At 73.0% G+C, this 18058-nt stretch carries 19 protein-coding genes; 3 read left to right on the top strand and 16 right to left on the bottom strand.

The genetic code is table 11. From position 1 onward, the window contains the following. Positions 1–16 precede the first annotated feature (16 nt). The 3 genes from groL to ACIQAK_RS14915 all read right to left on the bottom strand — a co-directional run bounded on the left by groL (position 17) and on the right by ACIQAK_RS14915 (position 3252). Positions 17–1642 carry a chaperonin GroEL gene (gene groL, locus ACIQAK_RS14925; protein WP_366390850.1) on the bottom strand — a complete coding sequence of 542 codons (1626 nt, stop codon included), beginning with the start codon at positions 1640–1642 and terminating at the stop codon, positions 17–19. A gap of 99 nt (positions 1643–1741) precedes the next feature. After that, entirely contained in the window at positions 1742–2050 is a 309-nt protein-coding gene (gene groES / locus ACIQAK_RS14920; RefSeq protein ID WP_366390849.1) for a co-chaperone GroES, read from the bottom strand. Between the two features lie 245 nt (positions 2051–2295). Next, positions 2296–3252: a polysaccharide deacetylase family protein gene (locus ACIQAK_RS14915; protein WP_366390848.1), complete on the bottom strand. Its 957-nt coding sequence runs from the start codon at positions 3250–3252 to the stop codon at positions 2296–2298. 251 nt (positions 3253–3503) lie between these two features. On the opposite strand from ACIQAK_RS14915, the gene ACIQAK_RS14910 reads away from it, so the two are divergent. Then, the gene (locus ACIQAK_RS14910; protein WP_366390847.1) at positions 3504–4727 is read left to right on the top strand and encodes a THUMP-like domain-containing protein; all 1224 of its coding nucleotides are present in this window, start codon (positions 3504–3506) and stop codon (positions 4725–4727) included. Between the two features lie 196 nt (positions 4728–4923). On the opposite strand, the gene ACIQAK_RS14905 is transcribed toward ACIQAK_RS14910, so the two are convergent. The 5 genes from ACIQAK_RS14905 to tsaB all read right to left on the bottom strand — a co-directional run bounded on the left by ACIQAK_RS14905 (position 4924) and on the right by tsaB (position 8105). Further along, the gene (locus tag ACIQAK_RS14905; protein ID WP_366390846.1) at positions 4924–5388 is read right to left on the bottom strand and encodes a VOC family protein; all 465 of its coding nucleotides are present in this window, start codon (positions 5386–5388) and stop codon (positions 4924–4926) included. Positions 5389–5558: 170 nt separating this feature from the next. Continuing rightward, complete coding sequence (locus ACIQAK_RS14900) at positions 5559–5828, bottom strand: hypothetical protein (protein ID WP_366390845.1); 270 nt, start codon at positions 5826–5828, stop codon at positions 5559–5561. Next, positions 5825–6931, bottom strand: a complete 1107-nt coding sequence (tsaD, locus tag ACIQAK_RS14895) for a tRNA (adenosine(37)-N6)-threonylcarbamoyltransferase complex transferase subunit TsaD (RefSeq protein WP_366390844.1) — start codon at positions 6929–6931, stop codon at positions 5825–5827. The genes ACIQAK_RS14900 and tsaD overlap by 4 nt, the downstream gene beginning before the upstream one ends. Next, positions 6931–7419, bottom strand: a complete 489-nt coding sequence (rimI, locus tag ACIQAK_RS14890) for a ribosomal protein S18-alanine N-acetyltransferase (protein ID WP_366390927.1) — start codon at positions 7417–7419, stop codon at positions 6931–6933. Before rimI ends, tsaD begins: the two co-directional genes overlap by 1 nt. Positions 7420–7457: 38 nt before the next feature. After that, positions 7458–8105: a tRNA (adenosine(37)-N6)-threonylcarbamoyltransferase complex dimerization subunit type 1 TsaB gene (tsaB, locus tag ACIQAK_RS14885; protein WP_366390926.1), complete on the bottom strand. Its 648-nt coding sequence runs from the start codon at positions 8103–8105 to the stop codon at positions 7458–7460. Between the two features lie 203 nt (positions 8106–8308). Between tsaB and ACIQAK_RS14880 the strand changes: the two genes are divergently transcribed. After that, entirely contained in the window at positions 8309–8857 is a 549-nt protein-coding gene (locus ACIQAK_RS14880) for a hypothetical protein (RefSeq protein WP_366390843.1), read from the top strand. 67 nt (positions 8858–8924) lie between these two features. On the opposite strand, the gene ACIQAK_RS14875 is transcribed toward ACIQAK_RS14880, so the two are convergent. The 7 genes from ACIQAK_RS14875 to glmS form a co-directional block, all read right to left on the bottom strand. Beyond that, positions 8925–9110, bottom strand: a complete 186-nt coding sequence (locus ACIQAK_RS14875; protein ID WP_366390842.1) for a hypothetical protein — start codon at positions 9108–9110, stop codon at positions 8925–8927. Positions 9111–9258: 148 nt separating this feature from the next. Continuing rightward, positions 9259–9807, bottom strand: coding sequence for a tRNA (adenosine(37)-N6)-threonylcarbamoyltransferase complex ATPase subunit type 1 TsaE (gene tsaE, locus ACIQAK_RS14870; RefSeq protein WP_366390841.1), 549 nt, complete (start codon positions 9805–9807; stop codon positions 9259–9261). Continuing rightward, positions 9773–11023, bottom strand: coding sequence for an alpha/beta hydrolase (locus ACIQAK_RS14865; protein WP_366390840.1), 1251 nt, complete (start codon positions 11021–11023; stop codon positions 9773–9775). The genes tsaE and ACIQAK_RS14865 overlap by 35 nt, the downstream gene beginning before the upstream one ends. Beyond that, on the bottom strand, positions 11020–12183 hold the full coding sequence (alr, locus tag ACIQAK_RS14860) for an alanine racemase (RefSeq protein WP_366390839.1): 1164 nt from the start codon (positions 12181–12183) through the stop codon (positions 11020–11022). Before alr ends, ACIQAK_RS14865 begins: the two co-directional genes overlap by 4 nt. A gap of 122 nt (positions 12184–12305) precedes the next feature. Next, positions 12306–13754, bottom strand: a complete 1449-nt coding sequence (locus ACIQAK_RS14855) for an NAD(P)H-hydrate dehydratase (protein WP_366390838.1) — start codon at positions 13752–13754, stop codon at positions 12306–12308. 303 nt (positions 13755–14057) lie between these two features. Further along, the gene (locus ACIQAK_RS14850; protein ID WP_012379449.1) at positions 14058–14426 is read right to left on the bottom strand and encodes a holo-ACP synthase; all 369 of its coding nucleotides are present in this window, start codon (positions 14424–14426) and stop codon (positions 14058–14060) included. Positions 14427–14471: 45 nt separating this feature from the next. Next, on the bottom strand, positions 14472–16319 hold the full coding sequence (glmS, locus tag ACIQAK_RS14845; protein WP_366390837.1) for a glutamine--fructose-6-phosphate transaminase (isomerizing): 1848 nt from the start codon (positions 16317–16319) through the stop codon (positions 14472–14474). 87 nt (positions 16320–16406) lie between these two features. Between glmS and ACIQAK_RS14840 the strand changes: the two genes are divergently transcribed. After that, the gene (locus tag ACIQAK_RS14840; protein WP_366390836.1) at positions 16407–16589 is read left to right on the top strand and encodes a hypothetical protein; all 183 of its coding nucleotides are present in this window, start codon (positions 16407–16409) and stop codon (positions 16587–16589) included. Positions 16590–16642: 53 nt separating this feature from the next. Here the strand turns inward: ACIQAK_RS14840 and ACIQAK_RS14835 are convergent, their stop codons facing one another. Then, complete coding sequence (locus tag ACIQAK_RS14835; RefSeq protein ID WP_366390835.1) at positions 16643–18010, bottom strand: M14 family metallopeptidase; 1368 nt, start codon at positions 18008–18010, stop codon at positions 16643–16645. Positions 18011–18058 lie beyond the last annotated feature (48 nt).

Raw genomic sequence — 18058 nt, 5'->3', positions numbered from 1 at the left:
GACGTACCGGGAGGTACTAGTGGGAGTGGCCGTGGCCGCCGTGACCGGCGTCGCCCTCGTCCTCGGCCGGCTTCTCGACGACCAGGGTCTCGGTCGTGAGCAGCAGCGACGCGATGGAAGCGGCGTTCTCCAGGGCGGAGCGGGTGACCTTGACCGGGTCGATGACGCCGGCCTTGACCAGGTCGCCGTACTCGCCGGTGGCGGCGTTGAAGCCCTGGCCCTTGTCGAGCTCGGAGACCTTGGAGGTGATGACGTAACCCTCCAGGCCCGCGTTCTCGGCGATCCAGCGCAGCGGCTCGACGGCGGCGCGGCGGACGACCGCGACACCGGTGGCCTCGTCACCGGTCTTGCCGAGGTTGCCCTCCAGGACCTTCACGGCGTGGACGAGGGAGGAGCCACCGCCGGAGACGATGCCCTCCTCGACCGCGGCGCGGGTGGCGGAGATGGCGTCCTCGAGGCGGTGCTTCTTCTCCTTGAGCTCCACCTCGGTGGCGGCACCGACGCGGATGACGCACACGCCGCCGGCCAGCTTCGCCAGGCGCTCCTGGAGCTTCTCGCGGTCCCAGTCGGAGTCCGTGGACTCGATCTCGGCCTTGATCTGGTTGACGCGGCCCTTGACGTCGTCGGCGTTGCCGCCGCCGTCGACGATGGTCGTGTCGTCCTTGGAGACGGTGACGCGGCGGGCGGTTCCGAGCACGTCCAGACCGGCCTGGTCGAGCTTGAGGCCGACCTCCTCGGCGATGACGGTGGCACCCGTGAGGGTGGCGATGTCGCCGAGCATGGCCTTGCGGCGGTCGCCGAAGCCCGGGGCCTTCACCGCGACGGCGTTGAAGGTGCCGCGGATCTTGTTGACGACGAGGGTGGAGAGCGCCTCGCCCTCGACGTCCTCGGCGATGATCAGGAGCGGCTTGGAGCCGCCGCCCTGGATGACCTTCTCCAGCAGCGGGAGCAGCTCCTGGATGGAGCCGATCTTGCCCTGGTGGATCAGGATGTACGGGTCGTCGAGGACGGCCTCCATACGCTCCTGGTCGGTCACCATGTACGGGGACAGGTAGCCCTTGTCGAAGGCCATGCCCTCGGTGAACTCCAGGTCCAGACCGAAGGTGTTGGACTCCTCGACGGTGATGACACCGTCCTTGCCGACCTTGTCCATCGCGTCCGCGATGAGCTCGCCGACCTGGGTGTCCTGCGCGGAGAGCGCGGCCACGGCGGCGATGTCGGACTTGTCGTCGATCGGGCGGGCGGTGGCGAGGAGCTCCTCGGACACGGCCTTGACGGCGGCGTCGATGCCCTTCTTCAGGGCGGCCGGGGAGGCGCCCGCGGCGACGTTGCGCAGGCCCTCGCGGACCAGCGCCTGGGCCAGGACGGTCGCGGTGGTGGTGCCGTCACCCGCTACGTCGTTGGTCTTGGTCGCCACCTCCTTGACGAGCTGGGCACCGAGGTTCTCGTACGGGTCGTCGAGCTCGACCTCGCGCGCGATGGTGACGCCGTCGTTGGTGATGGTGGGTGCGCCGAACTTCTTGTCGATGACGACGTTGCGGCCCTTGGGGCCGATCGTCACCTTGACCGTGTCGGCAAGCTTGTTGACGCCGCGCTCAAGGGCGCGACGGGCGTCCTCGTCGAACTTCAGAATCTTCGCCATGGGCTGTACTTCCCTCTCAAAATGAACTGCGCCCCTCACCGCCCGGCTAGTTATCTCGCAGGGGGCCAGGGGCGCAGAACACAGGCAAACGTGGGTGAGTTACTTCTCGATGATCGCGAGGACGTCGCGGGCCGAGAGGACGAGGTACTCCTCGCCGCTGTACTTCACCTCGGTGCCGCCGTACTTGCTGTACAGGACGACGTCGCCGGTCTTGACGTCGAGCGGAAGACGCTCGCCGTTCTCGAAGCGGCCCGGGCCCACGGCGAGGACGACGCCCTCCTGGGGCTTCTCCTTCGCGGTGTCCGGAATGACCAGGCCGGAAGCCGTGGTCTGCTCGGCGTCGAGCGGCTGGACCACAATGCGGTCCTCAAGCGGCTTGATCGCAACCTTGGAGCTGGTGGTCGACACGATCCGGTCTCCCCCTTCGGAGATCTCACGGGGTTTAGCAGTCAGTGGGCGGCGACCAGACCGATCCGTCGTCGCGGGTGCCGGACCTGCCCTGTCGCACGTTGTGGTGCTGGCACTCTCCAGGGGGGAGTGCCAGACCTGAGACTATGACCGCGATTAGCACTCGGTCAAGCGGAGTGCCAATTCACCACCCTCGCGCCGTCCCGGGCGGGGCCGGCCGCCCGTCCGTCCGTCCGGGACGCGGATCAGACGTAGTCCTCCAGCTTCGCCACCGCGTACCCCTTGTCGGTGATGGTCTTCATGACCAGGCGGATCATGTCGGGCATCGTGCCCTTCCAGTCGTTCTTGCCCCGGAAGTGGGTGAGGACGATGTCGCCGGGGTGCAGGTCGCGGTCCCACTCGCGCCACTCCATGTGGTCGGCGAAGGCCTCGGAGGACCAGAGGGGGACGGCGGTGATGCCGCAGGTCTTGGCGGCGACGAGGGTGTCGCGGTTGTAGTTGCCGTAGGGCGGACGGAACAGGGTGGGCCGCTTGCCGTAGTGCTTGAGGATCTTCTTCTGCTGGCCGCAGATCTCCCGCTTCTGCTCGGCGTAGGAGAGGCCGGGCAGATAGCGGTGGTTGAGCGTGTGGTTGCTGATGGTCACCCCGCGCTTCTGCATCTTCTTGAAGTACCCGTAGTCGTCATTGATGACGTAGTCGCTCAGGAAGGCGCTGTAGGGGATGTCCAGTTCGGTCATCATCCGCAGCAGCGCGGGGTCCTTCTCCGCCCCGTCGTCCATGGTGAGGAAGACGATCCTCTCCTTGGTGGGGACGGTGGTGAAGACGGGCGGCAGCCCCTCGTCGTCCCGGACCTCGAACCCCTCGCGGGTGGTGATGCGGGGCTTCACCTCGGGCGGCTCGGGCGCCGCGAGCGGGGTCTTGGCCAGCCCCCACTTCTTCGCGGCGACGGCCCGGGCGGCCTGTTTCCGCTTGAGCTCCTGGGCGTACGTGTCCAGGGCGCGGGCCGGCCCGGCCTGCCGGGCGGCCTGGCCCTGCTGCCCGGCGGCGGGCTTCGCCGGGCCGCCCGGGGTCCCCGCACCGCCGCCGGCCGTCTCCGTCGCACAGGCCGAGGTGACGACGGCGGCCAGGAGGGTCGCCAGCACGACGGAGACCGGCCGGTGCCGCTTCGTGGGTGATTTTCCTTTTTGTCGTACTAGCTGCATGGCGCCGCATCCTGCCAGCCGCCCGTCCGCCTCCCGTCCCGACACCGCGAGCGGACCGGACCCGTCCCCCGACCGGCCCACAGGGGCCCGCGTCGGCCTACGAGGGTCTGCGGTGGCTTACAGAGGCACGCGGCGGTCCATCAAGGGCCCGCGTTCGCCTACAGAGGCCCGCGGCGGTCCATCAAGGGCCCGCGTTCGCCTACAGAGGCCCGCGTCGCCCTGTAGGGACCCGCCCCGGCGCACCGGCCACAATGGACCGGGTGAACGCAACGACCCCCGCCACCCCGGCCGACGACCCCGCCCGCGCCGCCTTCGCCGCCCTGCGCACCCCCGAGGGCGAGCGCCTGCTGGCCGAGCTGCGCGACCACGACCCCGCCGAGGAACTGGCCACCGCGACCCGGCTGCGCCGCACGCACCCGGCGGAGCTGGTGTCGGCCGCCCTGGGCCAGGCCCGGCTGCGGCAGCGGGCGGTGGCGAAGTTCGGGGCGCAGGACGCGTACCGGATGTACTTCACGCCCAACGGCGTCGAGCAGGCCACCAGGACCTCGGTCGCCGGCCACCGCGCCGGCCGCCTCGCCGCGGTCGGCGTGCGGAGCGTGGCGGACCTGTGCTGCGGCATCGGCGGCGACGCCATCGCGCTGGCCCGCGCCGGGATCGCCGTCCTCGCCGTGGACCGCGACCCGCTCACCGCCGAGGTGGCCCGCGCCAACGCCGAGGCGCTCGGCCTGGGCGCGCTCGTCGAGGTGCGGTGCGCCGACGTCACGGAGACCGACACCTCCGCGTACGACGCCGTCTTCGTGGACCCGGCCCGGCGGGGCGGGCGCGGCAGGATCTTCGACCCGGAGGCGTACTCACCGCCGCTGTCCTGGGCGACGGCCGCCGCCCTCAAGGCGCCCCGGGCCGCGCTGAAGATCGCCCCGGGCATCCCGCACGAGGCGATCGGGCCGGAGGCCGAGGCGGAGTGGATCTCCGACGGCGGCGATGTGAAGGAGGCGGTGCTCTGGTACGGGGAGGGCTTCACGCCCGGTTCGTTCCGGGCCACCCTGCTGCCGTCCGGGGCCTCCCTCACCGCCGCGGCCCCGCTGCCCGCCCCGCCGGTGGGCCCGGTCGGGCGCTATCTGTACGAGCCGGACGGCGCGGTGATCCGGGCGCATCTGGTCGCCGACATCGTCGAGCGGTGCGGCGGTCGGCTGGTGGACGAGACGATCGCGTACGTGACGAGCGATGTGCCGTACTCCTCCCCGTACGTCTCCGGCTACGAGATCACCGACCGGCTCCCGTTCAACATGAAGAGGCTGAAGGCGCTGCTGCGGGAGCGTCAGGTGGGCGTGCTCACCGTCAAGAAGCGCGGCTCGGCGGTCGAACCGGAGGAGCTGCGCCGCCGGATGAAGCTCGGCGGCCCGAACGCGGCCACGGTGTTCCTGACCCGGGTGGCCGGGGCCCCGACGATGCTGATCGGCCGGCCGTTGGGGTGAGCGGAGCCGGCCGCTGGGGTGAGCGGAGCCGCCCGTCCGGTCCGGGGCGGGGCCAGGACCGGATCAACGCGGGCGGCGGGGGCGGGGCAGCGAGGGTGTGGTGAGCCCGGTGGCGCCGAAGGTACGCGCCGTCATGGCCGGGGGCGCCGAGGGTACGCGCCGTCATGGCCGGTACCGCCGGCTGACGGGCCCGGGCTCAGGCGTCCCGCAGCGCCTGGATGTCCAGCTTCCGCATGCCGAGCATCGCCTTCATGGTCCGCTCCGCCTTCACCGGGTCCGGGTCGGCCAGCAGCCGGGGCAGCTCGCTGGGGACGATCTGCCAGGAGACGCCGTACCGGTCCTTGAGCCAGCCGCACCGGCTCTCCTCCCCGCCCTCGGAGAGCGCGGTCCACAACCGGTCCACCTCGGCCTGGTCGGCGCAGTCCACGGAGAGCGAGATCGCCTCGGTGAAGGGGAACTGGGGTCCGCCGTTGAGCCCCGTGTACTCCTGGCCCGCGAGCCGGAAGCTGACGGTCAGCACGGAGCCCGTGTCGCCGGGGCCGGATTCGCCGTAGTAGCTGACGTCCAGGATGCGGGAGTCGCCGCCGAAGATCGCGACGTAGTGCTCGGCCGCCTCCTTCGCCTTGCCGTCGTACCAGAGACAGGGGGTGATCTTCTGCATGGTCGTCCTCTCCTCGTCGGGCCGCCCCGCGTCCGGGCCGGCCGGTCCGGACGTCGTGGGCGTGGTGGCCTCGTGGAAGGTAGACCCGCCCGGGCGCCCGGACTCATCGGCACCCGGCGTCCTCCTCGGGTTCCCCGGGACCATCACCGGGAAGGACGCGCAGGCACCGCTCAGCCCGCCGCCTCGAACCGCCACCGGTGCACCGGCCGGGTGATCAGGGAGGCGTCGGGCTCGGGGAGTTCGGGGAGGTCGTCGGCGTACGACGCCTCCTCCCACCACGTCATGACCAGCACCCGGTCCTGCGGGGCGCGCAGCAGCTCGCGGCGGGCCGGTTCACGGGACAGCTCGGCGGCCCGGGCCCGGGCCCACTCCAGGAGTTCGCCGCCTCGGCCGTCCACCGCGCGGGCCTCCCACATCAGGACGATGGTCGCGGCGCTCATGAGTAGAGGTTGTCCTTGCTGATCTCGTGCACGTGGTCGTGCGTGTGCTCGTGGTGTGCCCCCGGTACGTGCGGCTCCGTCACCGGCAGCGAGGAGTCCGCCGACAGTTCCAGGTCGGAGGGGCGCCGGTTGCGGGCGACCATCTCCGCGCCGAGCGCCGCGACCATCGCGCCGTTGTCCGTGCAGAGGCCGGGGCGCGGCACTCGCAGCCGGATACCCGCCCGCTCGCACCGCTCCTGCGCCAGCGCGCGGAGCCGGGAGTTGGCCGCGACCCCGCCGCCGATCATCAGGTGGTCGACGCCCTCGTCCTTGCAGGCCCGCACGGCCTTCCGCGTGAGCACGTCCACCACGGCCTCCTGGAAGGACGCCGCCACGTCCCGTACCGGCACCTCCTCGCCCGCCGCCCGCTTCGCCTCGATCCAGCGGGCGACGGAGGTCTTCAGGCCGGAGAAGGAGAAGTCGTACGGGGCGTCGCGCGGGCCGGTCAGGCCGCGCGGGAACGCGACGGCCGCCGGGTCGCCCTCCTTCGCCAGCCGGTCGATGACCGGGCCGCCGGGGAAGCCGAGGTTCAGCACCCGGGCGATCTTGTCGAACGCCTCGCCCGCCGCGTCGTCGATGGTCGCGCCGAGCGGCCGGACGTCGCTGGTGATGTCGGGGGCCAGCAGCAGCGAGGAGTGGCCGCCGCTGACCAGGAGCGCCATGGTCGGCTCGGGCAGCGGGCCGTGCTCCAGCTGGTCGACGCAGATGTGCGAGGCGAGGTGGTTGACCCCGTAGAGCGGCTTGTCCAGGGCGTACGCGTACGCCTTCGCAGCCGAGACGCCGACCAGCAGCGCGCCCGCGAGCCCGGGGCCCGAGGTGACCGCGATCCCGTCGAGGTCACGGGCGCTGACCCCGGCCTCCTTCAGGGCCCGCTCGATGGTGGGGACCATCGCCTCCAGGTGGGCGCGGGAGGCGATCTCCGGGACGACACCGCCGAAGCGGGCGTGGGTGTCGACGCTGGAGGCGACGGCGTCCGCGAGCAGGGTCGTCCCGCGCACGATGCCGACGCCGGTCTCGTCGCAGGAGGTCTCGATGCCGAGTACGAGGGGTTCGTCGGCAGCCATCATTCAGTCCCGTTTTCCGATGCGTGTTCGTGCACTGCTTGTTCTTGCATGGTGAGGCGCATGACCAGGGCGTCGATGTTCCCCGGCTGGTAGTAGCCGCGCCGGAAGCCGATCGGCTCGAAGCCGAACCGCTCGTACAGCTTCTGCGCGCGGGCGTTGTCGACCCGGACCTCCAGGAGGACGGTGGCGCACTCGAAGGCGGTCGCGGCCTTCAGCAGGTCGGTGAGGAGTTCGGAGCCGAGGCCGGTGCCCCAGGCCTCGCGGCTGACCGCGATGGTCTGGACGTCGGAGAGGTCACCGAGGGCGGCGAGCCCGGCGTATCCGGCGATCTCGCCGGTGGCCGGGTCCTCGGCGACGACGTAGTGGCGGGTGGCGCCGGGGCCGCGGGCGTGGGCCAGCTCGGACCAGAACATGCCCGGCGACCAGGCGTCCTCCGGGAAGAGAGCGTGCTCCAGCTCCAGCACCGGCTCGATGTCCCACCAGCGCATCTCGCGCAGCACGGCCGTGTGCGCCGCGTTCACAGCGCTCACTTCGGGGTGACCACCTTGTAGTTCTTCGGGACCTGCGCGTCGGGCCGGCGCAGGTAGAGCGGCCGCGGCTCCAGGAGTTCCTGCCCGGCGGCGAGCCGTTCGGCGGCGAGCGCCGCGAGCGCCCCGGCGGCGACGTGCTCGGGGCCGCGCGCGTCCGGGAAGGCGTCCGGGTAGAGCACCGCGCCCGCGCCGACCACGGGCAGCCCCGCCAGCTCGGCGGCGATGTCGGCGGGCCGGTCGACGGCCGGTTCCCCCGAACGGGTGCGGGCGTCCTCGTACCGCGCCCAGTAGACCTCCTTGCGGCGCGCGTCCGTCGCCACGGCGAAGGGCCCCTCCAGGCCGCTCCGCCCGGCGGCGTACGCGAGGCCGTCCAGGGTGCAGAGGCCGTGCACGGGTAGGGAGAGGACGGAGCCGAAGGTCGCCGCGGTGACCAGGCCGACCCGCAGTCCGGTGTAGGGGCCGGGGCCGACGCCCACGACCACGTCCGTCACGGCGCCGAGCTGCACGCCGGCCTCGGCGAGGACCCGGTCGACGGCGGGCAGCAGCAGTTCACCGTGGCGGCGGGCGTCGACCTGGCCGGAGGAGGCGATGACGGACGCACCGTCGTGCAGGGCGACGGTGACGGCGGGCGTGGCGGTATCCATGGCGAGCAAGAGCACGCAAACAGCCTACGGCTCCGCCGACGGCGGTACGGCGCCCGTACGGCGTCCCGGCCTGCCCGTCGCCTGCTGCTACCGTCACCGGGTATCCGCGGGTACGACGTAAACGCTTGTACGACAACGTCTGCGCGTCGTGCCGCAGGCGGCGGCCGAAAGGGGAGTTCACGGTGTCAAGGGGAAGCTCGGGAATGGTGGCCGGGCTCACTGCGGCGGCGGTCGTCGCGGTCGGCGTCCTCGCCTACCAGGCATCGGCGAACGCACCCGCATCGGTGGCGTCGTCCTCCTCGGCCGCTCCGAAGGCATCGGCTTCCGCCTCCGCCCGGCCCTCCGCGAAGCCGGAGCCGGTGCAGGACCCCCTCGCGGTCCCCGCGGACTCGGGCTCCGGGGAGCGCGTCGTCTACGCGCTGAAGGACCGGCGGGTGTGGCTGGTGGACGGGAACGGCACGGCGCTGCGCACGTTCACCGTGATGCCCAGCCCCGTGAGCCCGCCGCCCGGCGTCCACAAGGTCACCTCGCGCTCGGGCACGGTCCAGGGCTCGGACGGAGTGCCCATCGAGCACGTGGTGCGCTTCGCCAACGTCAACGACGTCGCGGTGGGCTTCAGCGCGGCGCAGGACGGCTCGATGCAGGCACCGGACCCGCAGTCGAGGACCGGCGGCGTACGGATGAAGCGGGCGGACGGCAACGCGATGTGGACCTTCGCCACGGTCGGCGCCAAGGTCGTCGTCGTCCCGTAGCGCCTCGCCGCGCCAAGTCGTCCCGTAGAGCCCCGCCGCGCCAAGTCGTCCCGTGGGGCCTCGCGCGCTAAGCGGCCCGGGGTCGGACAGCGCGGTCCGGCGCGTCCTTCTCGTCAGCGTCCACCGTGTCCGGCTCGCCGGGCGGGGTGGAGACCGCGGTGGCCGCCGCGCAGGAGGCCAGCAGGTCCTTCATGGACAGGGCGGACGGCGTCGGCTGCTGCCGCGGCTGCTCGGCACGCTCGGGCGTCGGCATGGATGCCTCCTGGGGGCTCCGGGGAGGTCGTGGTTAGGTAGACCTAACCAGGTCTCGTACCCATGTGACCACGACCACCGCCCCGTGCGCAACAATTTACCGACAGCCCGTCGGGAAGGCGAGGGCCGACCGGACCCCGGGGGCGTTGTTACGCCAGTTCCTCCCGCAGCCCCGCCCAGCGCGGGCCGATGCCCACCAGGGTCACCTCGCGCCGTTCGTCGTCCGTGTCGCCGGTCGCGCGGTCGATCAGCACCCGCAGCCGGTCCTCGGAAAGCTCCTCCACCTTGCCGTCGCCCCACTCCACGACCACCACCGACTCCGGCAGCGACACGTCGAGGTCCAGGTCCTCCATCTCGTCGAGCCCGCCGCCCAGGCGGTACGCGTCGACGTGGACCAGCGCCGGTCCCCCGACCAGCGAGGGGTGGACGCGGGCGATGACGAAGGTGGGCGAGGTGACCGCGCCGCGCACGCCGAGGCCTTCGCCGAGGCCCCGGGTCAGCGTCGTCTTCCCGGCGCCCAGCTCGCCCGTGAGCATGACCAGGTCGCCGGGGGCCAGGGTCCGGGCCAGGCGGCGGCCCAGGCCCTGCATCTGTTCGGGCGACTCGACGGTGATCGTCACGGTGACGGCCTCGGGAACGGGCGGGGCGAGGGCCGTCTCCGGGCTATCGGCGGCCGGGCTGCTGTGCGGTGCTTCCATGCTCGCCAACGTTAGCGGCAGCCACCGCTCCGCTGCGTACGAGCAGGTCGGCCAGCCGGTCGGTGACCGTCTCGGGGTGCTCCAGCATCACCAGGTGCCCGGCGTCCGGCACCAGGATCAGCTCGGCCTCGGGCAGCACGTCCGCGATGGCCTCGCTGTGCGAGCTGGGGGTGACCAGGTCCTTCTCCCCGGCCAGGATCAGCACCGGCACGTCACGGAAGGCGGGCAGCGCACCGCTCTTGTCGTGCTCGGTGAAGGCCGGGTAGAACTCGGCGACCACGTCGATCGGGGTCGACTCGATCAGCCGCTCCGCGAACCGGGCGACCGCCGGGTCCACGTCCCGCGAACTGAACGAGTACCGCTTGATCAGCCCGGCGAAGAGGTCGGCCGTGGCCCGGCGCCCCTTCTCCACCAGCTCCGCCTGCGAACCCAGCGCCCGCAGCACCCCCGGCAGCACCCGACGCACCGCGTTCACGCCCGCCACCGGCAGCCCGAAGTTCACCTCGCCGAGCTTGCCGCTGGAGGTGCCGACGAAGGCGACGGCGGCGACCCGGTCGCGGATCAGGGCCGGGCAGCGGTCGGCCAGCGCCATCATCGTCATGCCGCCCATGGAGTGGCCCACCAGCACGATCCGCCCCTCGGGGGCGGCGGCGTCGATGACGGCCTTCAGGTCGCGGCCCAGCTGGTCGATGCCGACCGGCACCCCGTCCGCCTGGGCCCGGCCGCGCTCGGAGCGGCCGTGGCTGCGCTGGTCCCAGTAGACGGCGCGGACCAGGCCGCGCAGGGCGGCCCGCTGGAAGTGCCAGGAGTCCTGGCCCAGGCAGTAGCCGTGGCTGAAGACGACGGTGACGGGGGCGGGGGCCTTGCGCCCGAAGAGCCGGCGGCGACGGGGGCTCTCGGAGGCGGCTCCATCGGCCGACTGCGCGGGCTCGACCTCGTCGACCTCGTAGTACAGCTCGGTCCCGTCGTCGGCGACCGCCCGGCCCGGCGTCCCGCGCAGCGAGCCGTAGGGTCCGGTCGCGTCCAGCGCGAGGCGGGCCTTCTTGCGCATCCCGCGCCCGACGGTGAGCCGCTCGACCGCGACCCCGGCCGCCGCACCGGCGGCGAGCACTCCTATCGCGGCCCCGGCCACACCCGCCCGGCGCCAGCCGGCCGCCGTCGTGGCGGCCGCCGCCACGGCCTCCCCCGCCGCCGCCCCCACGCTGCTCTCGCTCACCCTGCCGTGCCCCCGCTCGGATCGGCCGTCCCGTTCACGTACACCCTCGGTACCCGGCTTCCGATCCGGGTGACGATCTCGTACCCGATCGTGTCGGCGGCCACCGCCCAGTCCTCCACGCTCGGCTCGCCCCGGTCGCCCGGTCCGAACAGCAGGGCCTCCGCGCCCGGTTCCGGCCGGTCGCCGCCGAGGTCGACGACGAACTGGTCCATGGCGACGCGGCCCGCCACCGTGCGGACCTTGCCGCCGACCAGGACGGGCCCCGTGCCCGACGCGTGGCGCGGGACGCCGTCCGCGTAGCCGACGGGGATCAGGCCGAGCGTCGTCTCGGCGGGGGTCGCGTAGTGGTGGCCGTAGCTGACGCCGTGGCCGGCCGGGACGTCCTTGACCAGGGCGACGGCGGCGGCGAGTGTCATCACCGGGCGGAGTCCCAGCTCGGCGGGGGTGCCCAGCTCGGGGCCGGGCGAGACGCCGTACATCGCGATGCCGGTCCGTACGAGGTCGAAGTGGGCCTCGGGGATCGTGAGTGTGGCCGGGGAGTTGGCCAGGTGGCGCACCTCGGGCTCGACACCCTCCTTCTCGGCGTACGCGACCAGGTCCCGGAACACGGCGAGCTGGGCGGCGATCGAGGGGTGGCCGGGCTCGTCGGCGCAGGCGAAGTGGGACCAGAGGCCGGTGACCCGGATCGTTCCCGCCCGCTCGGCGGCGCGCGCCTGGGCGATGAGTTCGGGCCAGTCGGCGGGCTGGCAGCCGCCCCGGCCGAGGCCGGTGTCGGCCTTGAGCTGGACCCGGGCCGGGCGGTCGGCCCCGGCGGCGACGATCTCGCGCAGCGCCCACAGGCCGCCGACCGCGACGTCGATGTCGGCCTCGATCGCCTCGCGCCAGGGGCCGCCCGGCGTCCAGAGCCAGCACATGATCCGGCCGTCGATCCCGGCCGCCCGCAGGGCGAGGGCCTCGTGCGGGGTCGCGGTGCCCAGCCAGGTCGCCCCGGCCTCGCGGGCGGCCAGCGCGCAGGGCACGGCCCCGTGCCCGTACCCGTCGGACTTCACCACGGCCATGAGCTGTGCCCCGGCCGCCCGCTCGCGCAGCACCCGCACATTGGCGCGCAGCGCGGCGAGGTCGATCTCGGCACGGGCTCTCAGGGACGCTGTCTCGTTCATCGCGCCCAGTCTCTCAGAGCCGCCCGGCGCCTCCCCGGGAGCGCACGCCGGTATCCGGGCCTATGTACGTTTCATCACATGCCGGGGGCGGGTCCTCGACCAGGACCGGCACGTGGCCCGCCTCACTCCTCCCGCACATCGCGCCAGGCCGCCGGGATGCCGGCCGCGACGTCCTGCGCGGAGACCGGGGCCCCGTCCGAGCCGTGGCGGGCGGCCAGTCCGTGCAGGTAGGCGCCTACGGACGCGGCGTCGCGCGGGGCGAGACCGGCCGCCAGCAGCGATCCGGTCAGACCGGACAGCACATCGCCGCTACCAGCCGTGGCGAGCCATCCGGTCCCGGTCGGGTTGACCCGTACCGGGGTGTCCCGGGCCTCGGCGATCAGGGTCGTGGACCCCTTCAGGAGCACGGTGGCGCGGAAGCGGGCGGCCAGCTCCCGTACGGCGGCGAGCCGCCCCGCCTCCACCTCCTCGCGCGCCACGCCCAGCAGGGCGGCGGCCTCCCCGGCGTGCGGGGTCAGGACGGTCGCGGCGGTCCGGGTCCGTACGGTCTCCGCCTCCAGCAGCCGCAGCCCGTCCGCGTCGACCAGGACGGGGACGTCGGCGGCCAGCACATCGGCGACGGCCTCCTCCGCGCCCCGCCCGTCCCCGAGCCCCGGCCCGACCACCCAGGCCTGCACGCGTCCGGCCTTCGACGGCGGCCCGGCGTGCACCAGTGCCTCCGGGAAGCGGGCGATCACCGCCCCCGCGCCGGGCCCCACGTACCGCACGGCCCCGGCCCCGCCGTGCAGGGCGCCCGAGACCGCGAGGACGGCCGCGCCCGGGTAGCGCTCGGAACCGGCGACGACGCCGACGACCCCGCGCCGGTACTTGTCGCTCTCCGCACCCGGCACCGGCAGCAGCGCCGCCACGTCCGCGTACTGGAGCGCCTCCAGGTCCGGCGGCTCCGGCAGCTCCGGGCCCAGCCCGATGTCCACCAGCCGCAGGGCTCCGGCGTGTTCGGCGGCCGGGTCGATCAGGTGGCCCGGCTTGTACGTGCCGAAGGTGACGGTCGCGTCCGCCCGGACCGCCTCGCCGTGCACCTCCCCGGTGTCGGCCTCCACCCCGCTGGGCAGGTCGACGGCGACGACGGGGGTACGGTCGCGGGTCACCGCCCGCAGCAGGGCGCCGGCGTCCTCGCGCAGCCCGCCGCGCCCGCCGATGCCGGTGATGCCGTCCACCACGAGGTCGAGCACCCCGAGCCCGTCCGGCCCGTCGGCCACCCGTCCCCCCGCGGCCAGGAACGCGGCGAGGCCGCCCGCGTGCGCCCGGTCGGGCGAGATGAGCAGGGCGCGCACGCCGGCGCCCCGGCGGGCGAGGCGTGCGCCCGCGTACAGGGCGTCACCGCCGTTGTCGCCGCTGCCGACCAGGAGCAGGACCCGGGCCCCGTACACCCGGCCGTTGCGCCGCAGCAGGTCTCCGCAGGCCACGGCGAGGCCGGCGGCGGCGCGCTGCATCAGGGCGCCTTCGGGCACCCGCTTCATGAGGGCGGCCTCGGCGGCCCGTACGGTCTCCACGCTGTAGGCACGTCGCATGGGACCCACCCTGGGTGATCACGGGGGCGAACGCCACCCCCACCGGCCGGAAACGGCCCCCTCGGACCTGGGACGGCCCCACCCCTCCGCGCTCACGACGGCGGACGCGCCACCCCCGCCGACCGGAATTGCCCCCCCTCGGACCGGGACGACCCCACCCCTCCGCGCTCACGACGGCGGACGCGCCACCCCCGCCGACCGGAATTGCCCCCCCTCGGACCGGGACGACCTCACCCCTCCGCGCTCACGACGGCTGGCGAGCCCACCCCCGTGGTTGCGCGGAGACAACGCGCCGCGCGGGCCTCACCCCTCCGCGATCACCACCGCCGACGCCACCCCCGCGTCATGGCTGAGCGAGACGTGCCAGCCGCGCACGCCCAGCTCGGCGGCGCGGGCGGCGACCGTGCCGCTCACCCGCAGCCGGGGCTGGCCGCTCTCCTCGACCCAGACCTCGGCGTCGCTCCACAGCAGTCCGCCCGGCGCGCCGAGCGCCTTGGCCAGCGCCTCCTTCGCGGCGAACCGGGCGGCGAGCGAGGCGATGCCGCGCCGCTCGCCGCTGGGCAGGGTCAGCTCACTTCCGACGAAGAGGCGGTCGGCCAACTGGGGCGTACGCTCCAGCGCGGCGCCGAACCGCTCGATCTCGGCCACGTCGATCCCCACTCCGATGATCACGAACCCACCCTCGCCATCCCCATCACGCGGGGCGCGCGCCCCGGCTCACTCCACGGTCACGGACTTCGCCAGGTTGCGCGGCTGGTCCACTTCGTTGCCACGGGCCGTCGCCAGCTCGCAGGCGAAGACCTGGAGCGGCACGGTGGCGACCAGCGGCTGAAGCAGCGTAGGCGTTGCGGGGACGGTGATGAGGTGGTCGGCGTACGGGACGACGGCCTCGTCGCCCTCCTCGGCGACGACGACGGTGAGCGCGCCCCGGGCCCGGATCTCCTGGATGTTGGAGACGATCTTGTCGTGCAGCACCGACCGGCCGCGCGGCGAGGGCACGATGACGACGACCGGCAGCCCTTCCTCGATGAGGGCGATCGGCCCGTGCTTCAGCTCCCCGGCGGCGAACCCCTCGGCGTGCATGTAGGCGAGTTCCTTGAGCTTGAGCGCGCCTTCGAGGGCGACCGGGTAGCCGACGTGGCGCCCGAGGAAGAGCACGGTGTCGTGGTGGGCCAGGGAGCGGGCCAGCACGCGGACGGGCTCCATGGTCTCCAGTACGCGTTCCACCTCGCCGCTGATGGCCGAGAGCTGGCGCACCACCGTACGGATCTCGTCGCCCCACTTGGTGCCGCGCAACTGGCCGAGGTAGAGGGCGACGAGGTAGCAGGCGACGAGCTGGGTCAGGAACGCCTTGGTGGAGGCGACGGCGACCTCGGGCCCGGCGTGCGTGTAGAGGACGGCGTCGGATTCGCGCGGGATGGTCGAGCCGTTCGTGTTGCAGATGGCGAGCACCTTGGCGCCCTGTTCGCGGGCGTGCCGCAGGGCCATCAGGGTGTCCATGGTCTCGCCGGACTGGGAGATGGCGACGACGAGGGTGCGCTGGTCCAGGATCGGGTCGCGGTAGCGGAACTCGCTGGCCAGCTCGGTCTCGCAGGGCAGCCGGGTCCAGTGCTCGATGGCGTACTTGGCGATCATCCCGGCGTGGAAGGCGGTCCCGCAGGCGACGATGACGACCTTGTCGACCTCGCGGAGGTCGGCGTCGGGGATGCGCACCTCGTCCAGGCTCAGCGAGCCCTCGCCGTCGATCCGGCCGAGCAGGGTGTCGGCGACGGCCTGGGGCTGGTCGGCGATCTCCTTGAGCATGAAAGAGGCGTAACCGCCCTTCTCGGCGGCGGAGGCGTCCCAGTCGACGTGGTACTCGCGCACCTCGGCGACCTCCCCGTCGAACCCGGTGACGGACACGCCCTCCCGGCTCAGCTCGACGACCTGGTCCTGGCCCAGCTCGATGGCGGACCGGGTGTGGGCAATGAACGCGGCGACGTCGGAGGCGAGGAACCACTCGTCGTCCCCCACCCCCACCACGAGCGGCGAGTTGCGCCGGGCACCGACCACGACGTCCGGCTGGTCCGCGTGCACGGCCACCAGGGTGAACGCCCCCTCCAGCCGCCGGCACACCTGCCGCATGGCGTCCGCGAGGTCCCCGCCCGCCGAGAACGCCTCGGCCAGCAGATGCGCGACGACCTCGGTGTCCGTCTCCGACCCCAGGGCGTGCCCGCGCCCGGTCAGCTCGCGCCGCAGGGCCGCGAAGTTCTCGATGATCCCGTTGTGGACGACGGCGACCCGGCCCGCGTTGTCCAGGTGGGGGTGGGCGTTCACATCGGTGGGCGCCCCGTGCGTCGCCCACCGCGTGTGCCCGATCCCGGTCCGCCCGGCCGGCAGCGGCCGGTCCCCCAGCTCCTTCTCCAGATTGACGAGCTTGCCCGCCTTCTTCGCGGTGGCGAGGCCGCCGTCCGCGAGAACGGCGACACCCGCCGAGTCGTAGCCCCGGTATTCGAGGCGCTTGAGTCCCGCGACGACGACGTCCTGCGCCGACTGACCACCGACATAACCCACGATTCCGCACATAGCGGCACCCTAAGGCCGGAAGCGACCCGTAAGAGGAATGTTGGTGACACATGATTCTTTGTGCATGACCCACACGAAGGACGGCCGGTGGTCTACCTGCTCGACACCTCGGGCCTCGTACGACTGCTCTCCGACACCATCCTGCGGTCGGCGTGGTCCGCCACGGCGGCCCATCACGGCCTGACGGTCCTCCATGACGACCAGGGCTACCGCACGGTTGCCCGGCACGCTCCGGACCTCGGCGAGCACAGCGTTCACGACGTGGCCTGAATCTCCGGTGCGGAACCCCGCGCGGGGTTCCGCACCGGAGCGGGGTCAGCCCGTCAGGAGCAGTACTGCGCCTGCTTGCCGATCGACCGGTACATGCAGTCCGCGTTCTCGATCAGTTGCAGCACCGCGTCCCGGTTGCGGGAGGTCTCGCGCTCGATGACCTCGTCGGGCGGGTAGAAGCCGCCGCCCGAGGACGAGCGCGGGTACATCTCGAAGGTGTAGCCGAAGATCTTCTGCGCGCCCCACAGCCAGTCGTCGATCGAGCCGTCCGTGATGTAGAGGTCGCTGGACTGCTCGGCGGTGTACCCGTTGCTGGCCGCCATCTTCTGGCCCACCGCTGCGAAGGCGTTGCGGTCGTCGGCCGTCATACCGGGCGCGATGTCGTTGTACGTGTAGCCGAACGGCCACAGCACCAGCTCGCTGTAGGTGTGGAAGTCGATGGCCGCGGTGATCTGCTGCTTCCCGCCGACCACCCGGCTGCGCACGAAGTCCGCCACCACCTTCGTCTCGGGTGCGGACTCGGCGGCCCTGCCCCGGTACGTCTCCGAGGACGTGCTGGAGGACGAGCCGCCGCAGCAGCCCCACTTGAAGGCCCAGTTGCGGTTGAGGTCGGTACCCACCGCGCTGGAGCCGGAGTTGGGCTGCCGGTTCTTGCGCCAGCTGCGGTACGAGCCGGAGGCGATGTCGTACTCGCCGCCGTCGGGGTTCATGTCCGGCACGATCCACAGCTCACGGCCGTTGACCGCCTGGGTGATCCGGGAGTCGCTCCCGTACCCCGCGGCGAACTCGCGGAGCAGGTAGAGCGCCATCTCGACGGTCAGGTGCTCGCGGGCGTGCTGGTGGGCGGTGAACAGGACCTCGGGCTCGGCCTCGTCGGTGCCCACGTTGTCGCTGACCTTGACCGCGACGATGTCCCGGCCCTGGTAGGTCTTCCCGATGACGCGCTTGCTCATGATCGAGGGGTTCGCGGCGATGCGGGCGTCGATCGCCGCGGTCATCTCGGCGTAGTTGTGGTAGCGGGAGTCGGCCGACGGGAAGTCGAGCGCGCCGACTCCGCCCGCGGCGTGCGTCTGGGCGCCCAACGCGGGCAGCGCCTCCAGGACATGACCCTTGGCCCGGAGCTTCCTGGCCTGGGCGGCGTCCGCGGTGATCACGATGCCGTGGTCGTGCACCTCGTCGATCGAGACGCCCGCGCGGGCGATCTCGGTGCGGGCGGCGGGGGTGGTGCGTCCGGTTATCTCGTACTGGAGCGTCCGCTCGTCCGCGGCGACGACCGCGTTCGGGGCGGAGGTCTCGGCGGTTGCCACGGCGGTCGCCGGGGCGGCGAGGCCGAGGGCGAGCAGGACGGCGAGGGTGGCGTTCCGTCGGGCCTTCGCCGGCCGGGATCTCGGCCGGGAGGTCCGTGCGTCGGTAAGTCGCATGCTGGCAGTCTCCTGAGTCCGTCGGGGTGGGGGGTGGAGCTGTGCGAC

Source organism: Streptomyces sp. NPDC088706 (assembly GCF_044752765.1).
Classification (GTDB): domain Bacteria; phylum Actinomycetota; class Actinomycetes; order Streptomycetales; family Streptomycetaceae; genus Streptomyces.
Note: the sequence above shows the minus strand (reverse complement) of the source record. Positions and strands in the feature narration are given on the sequence as shown.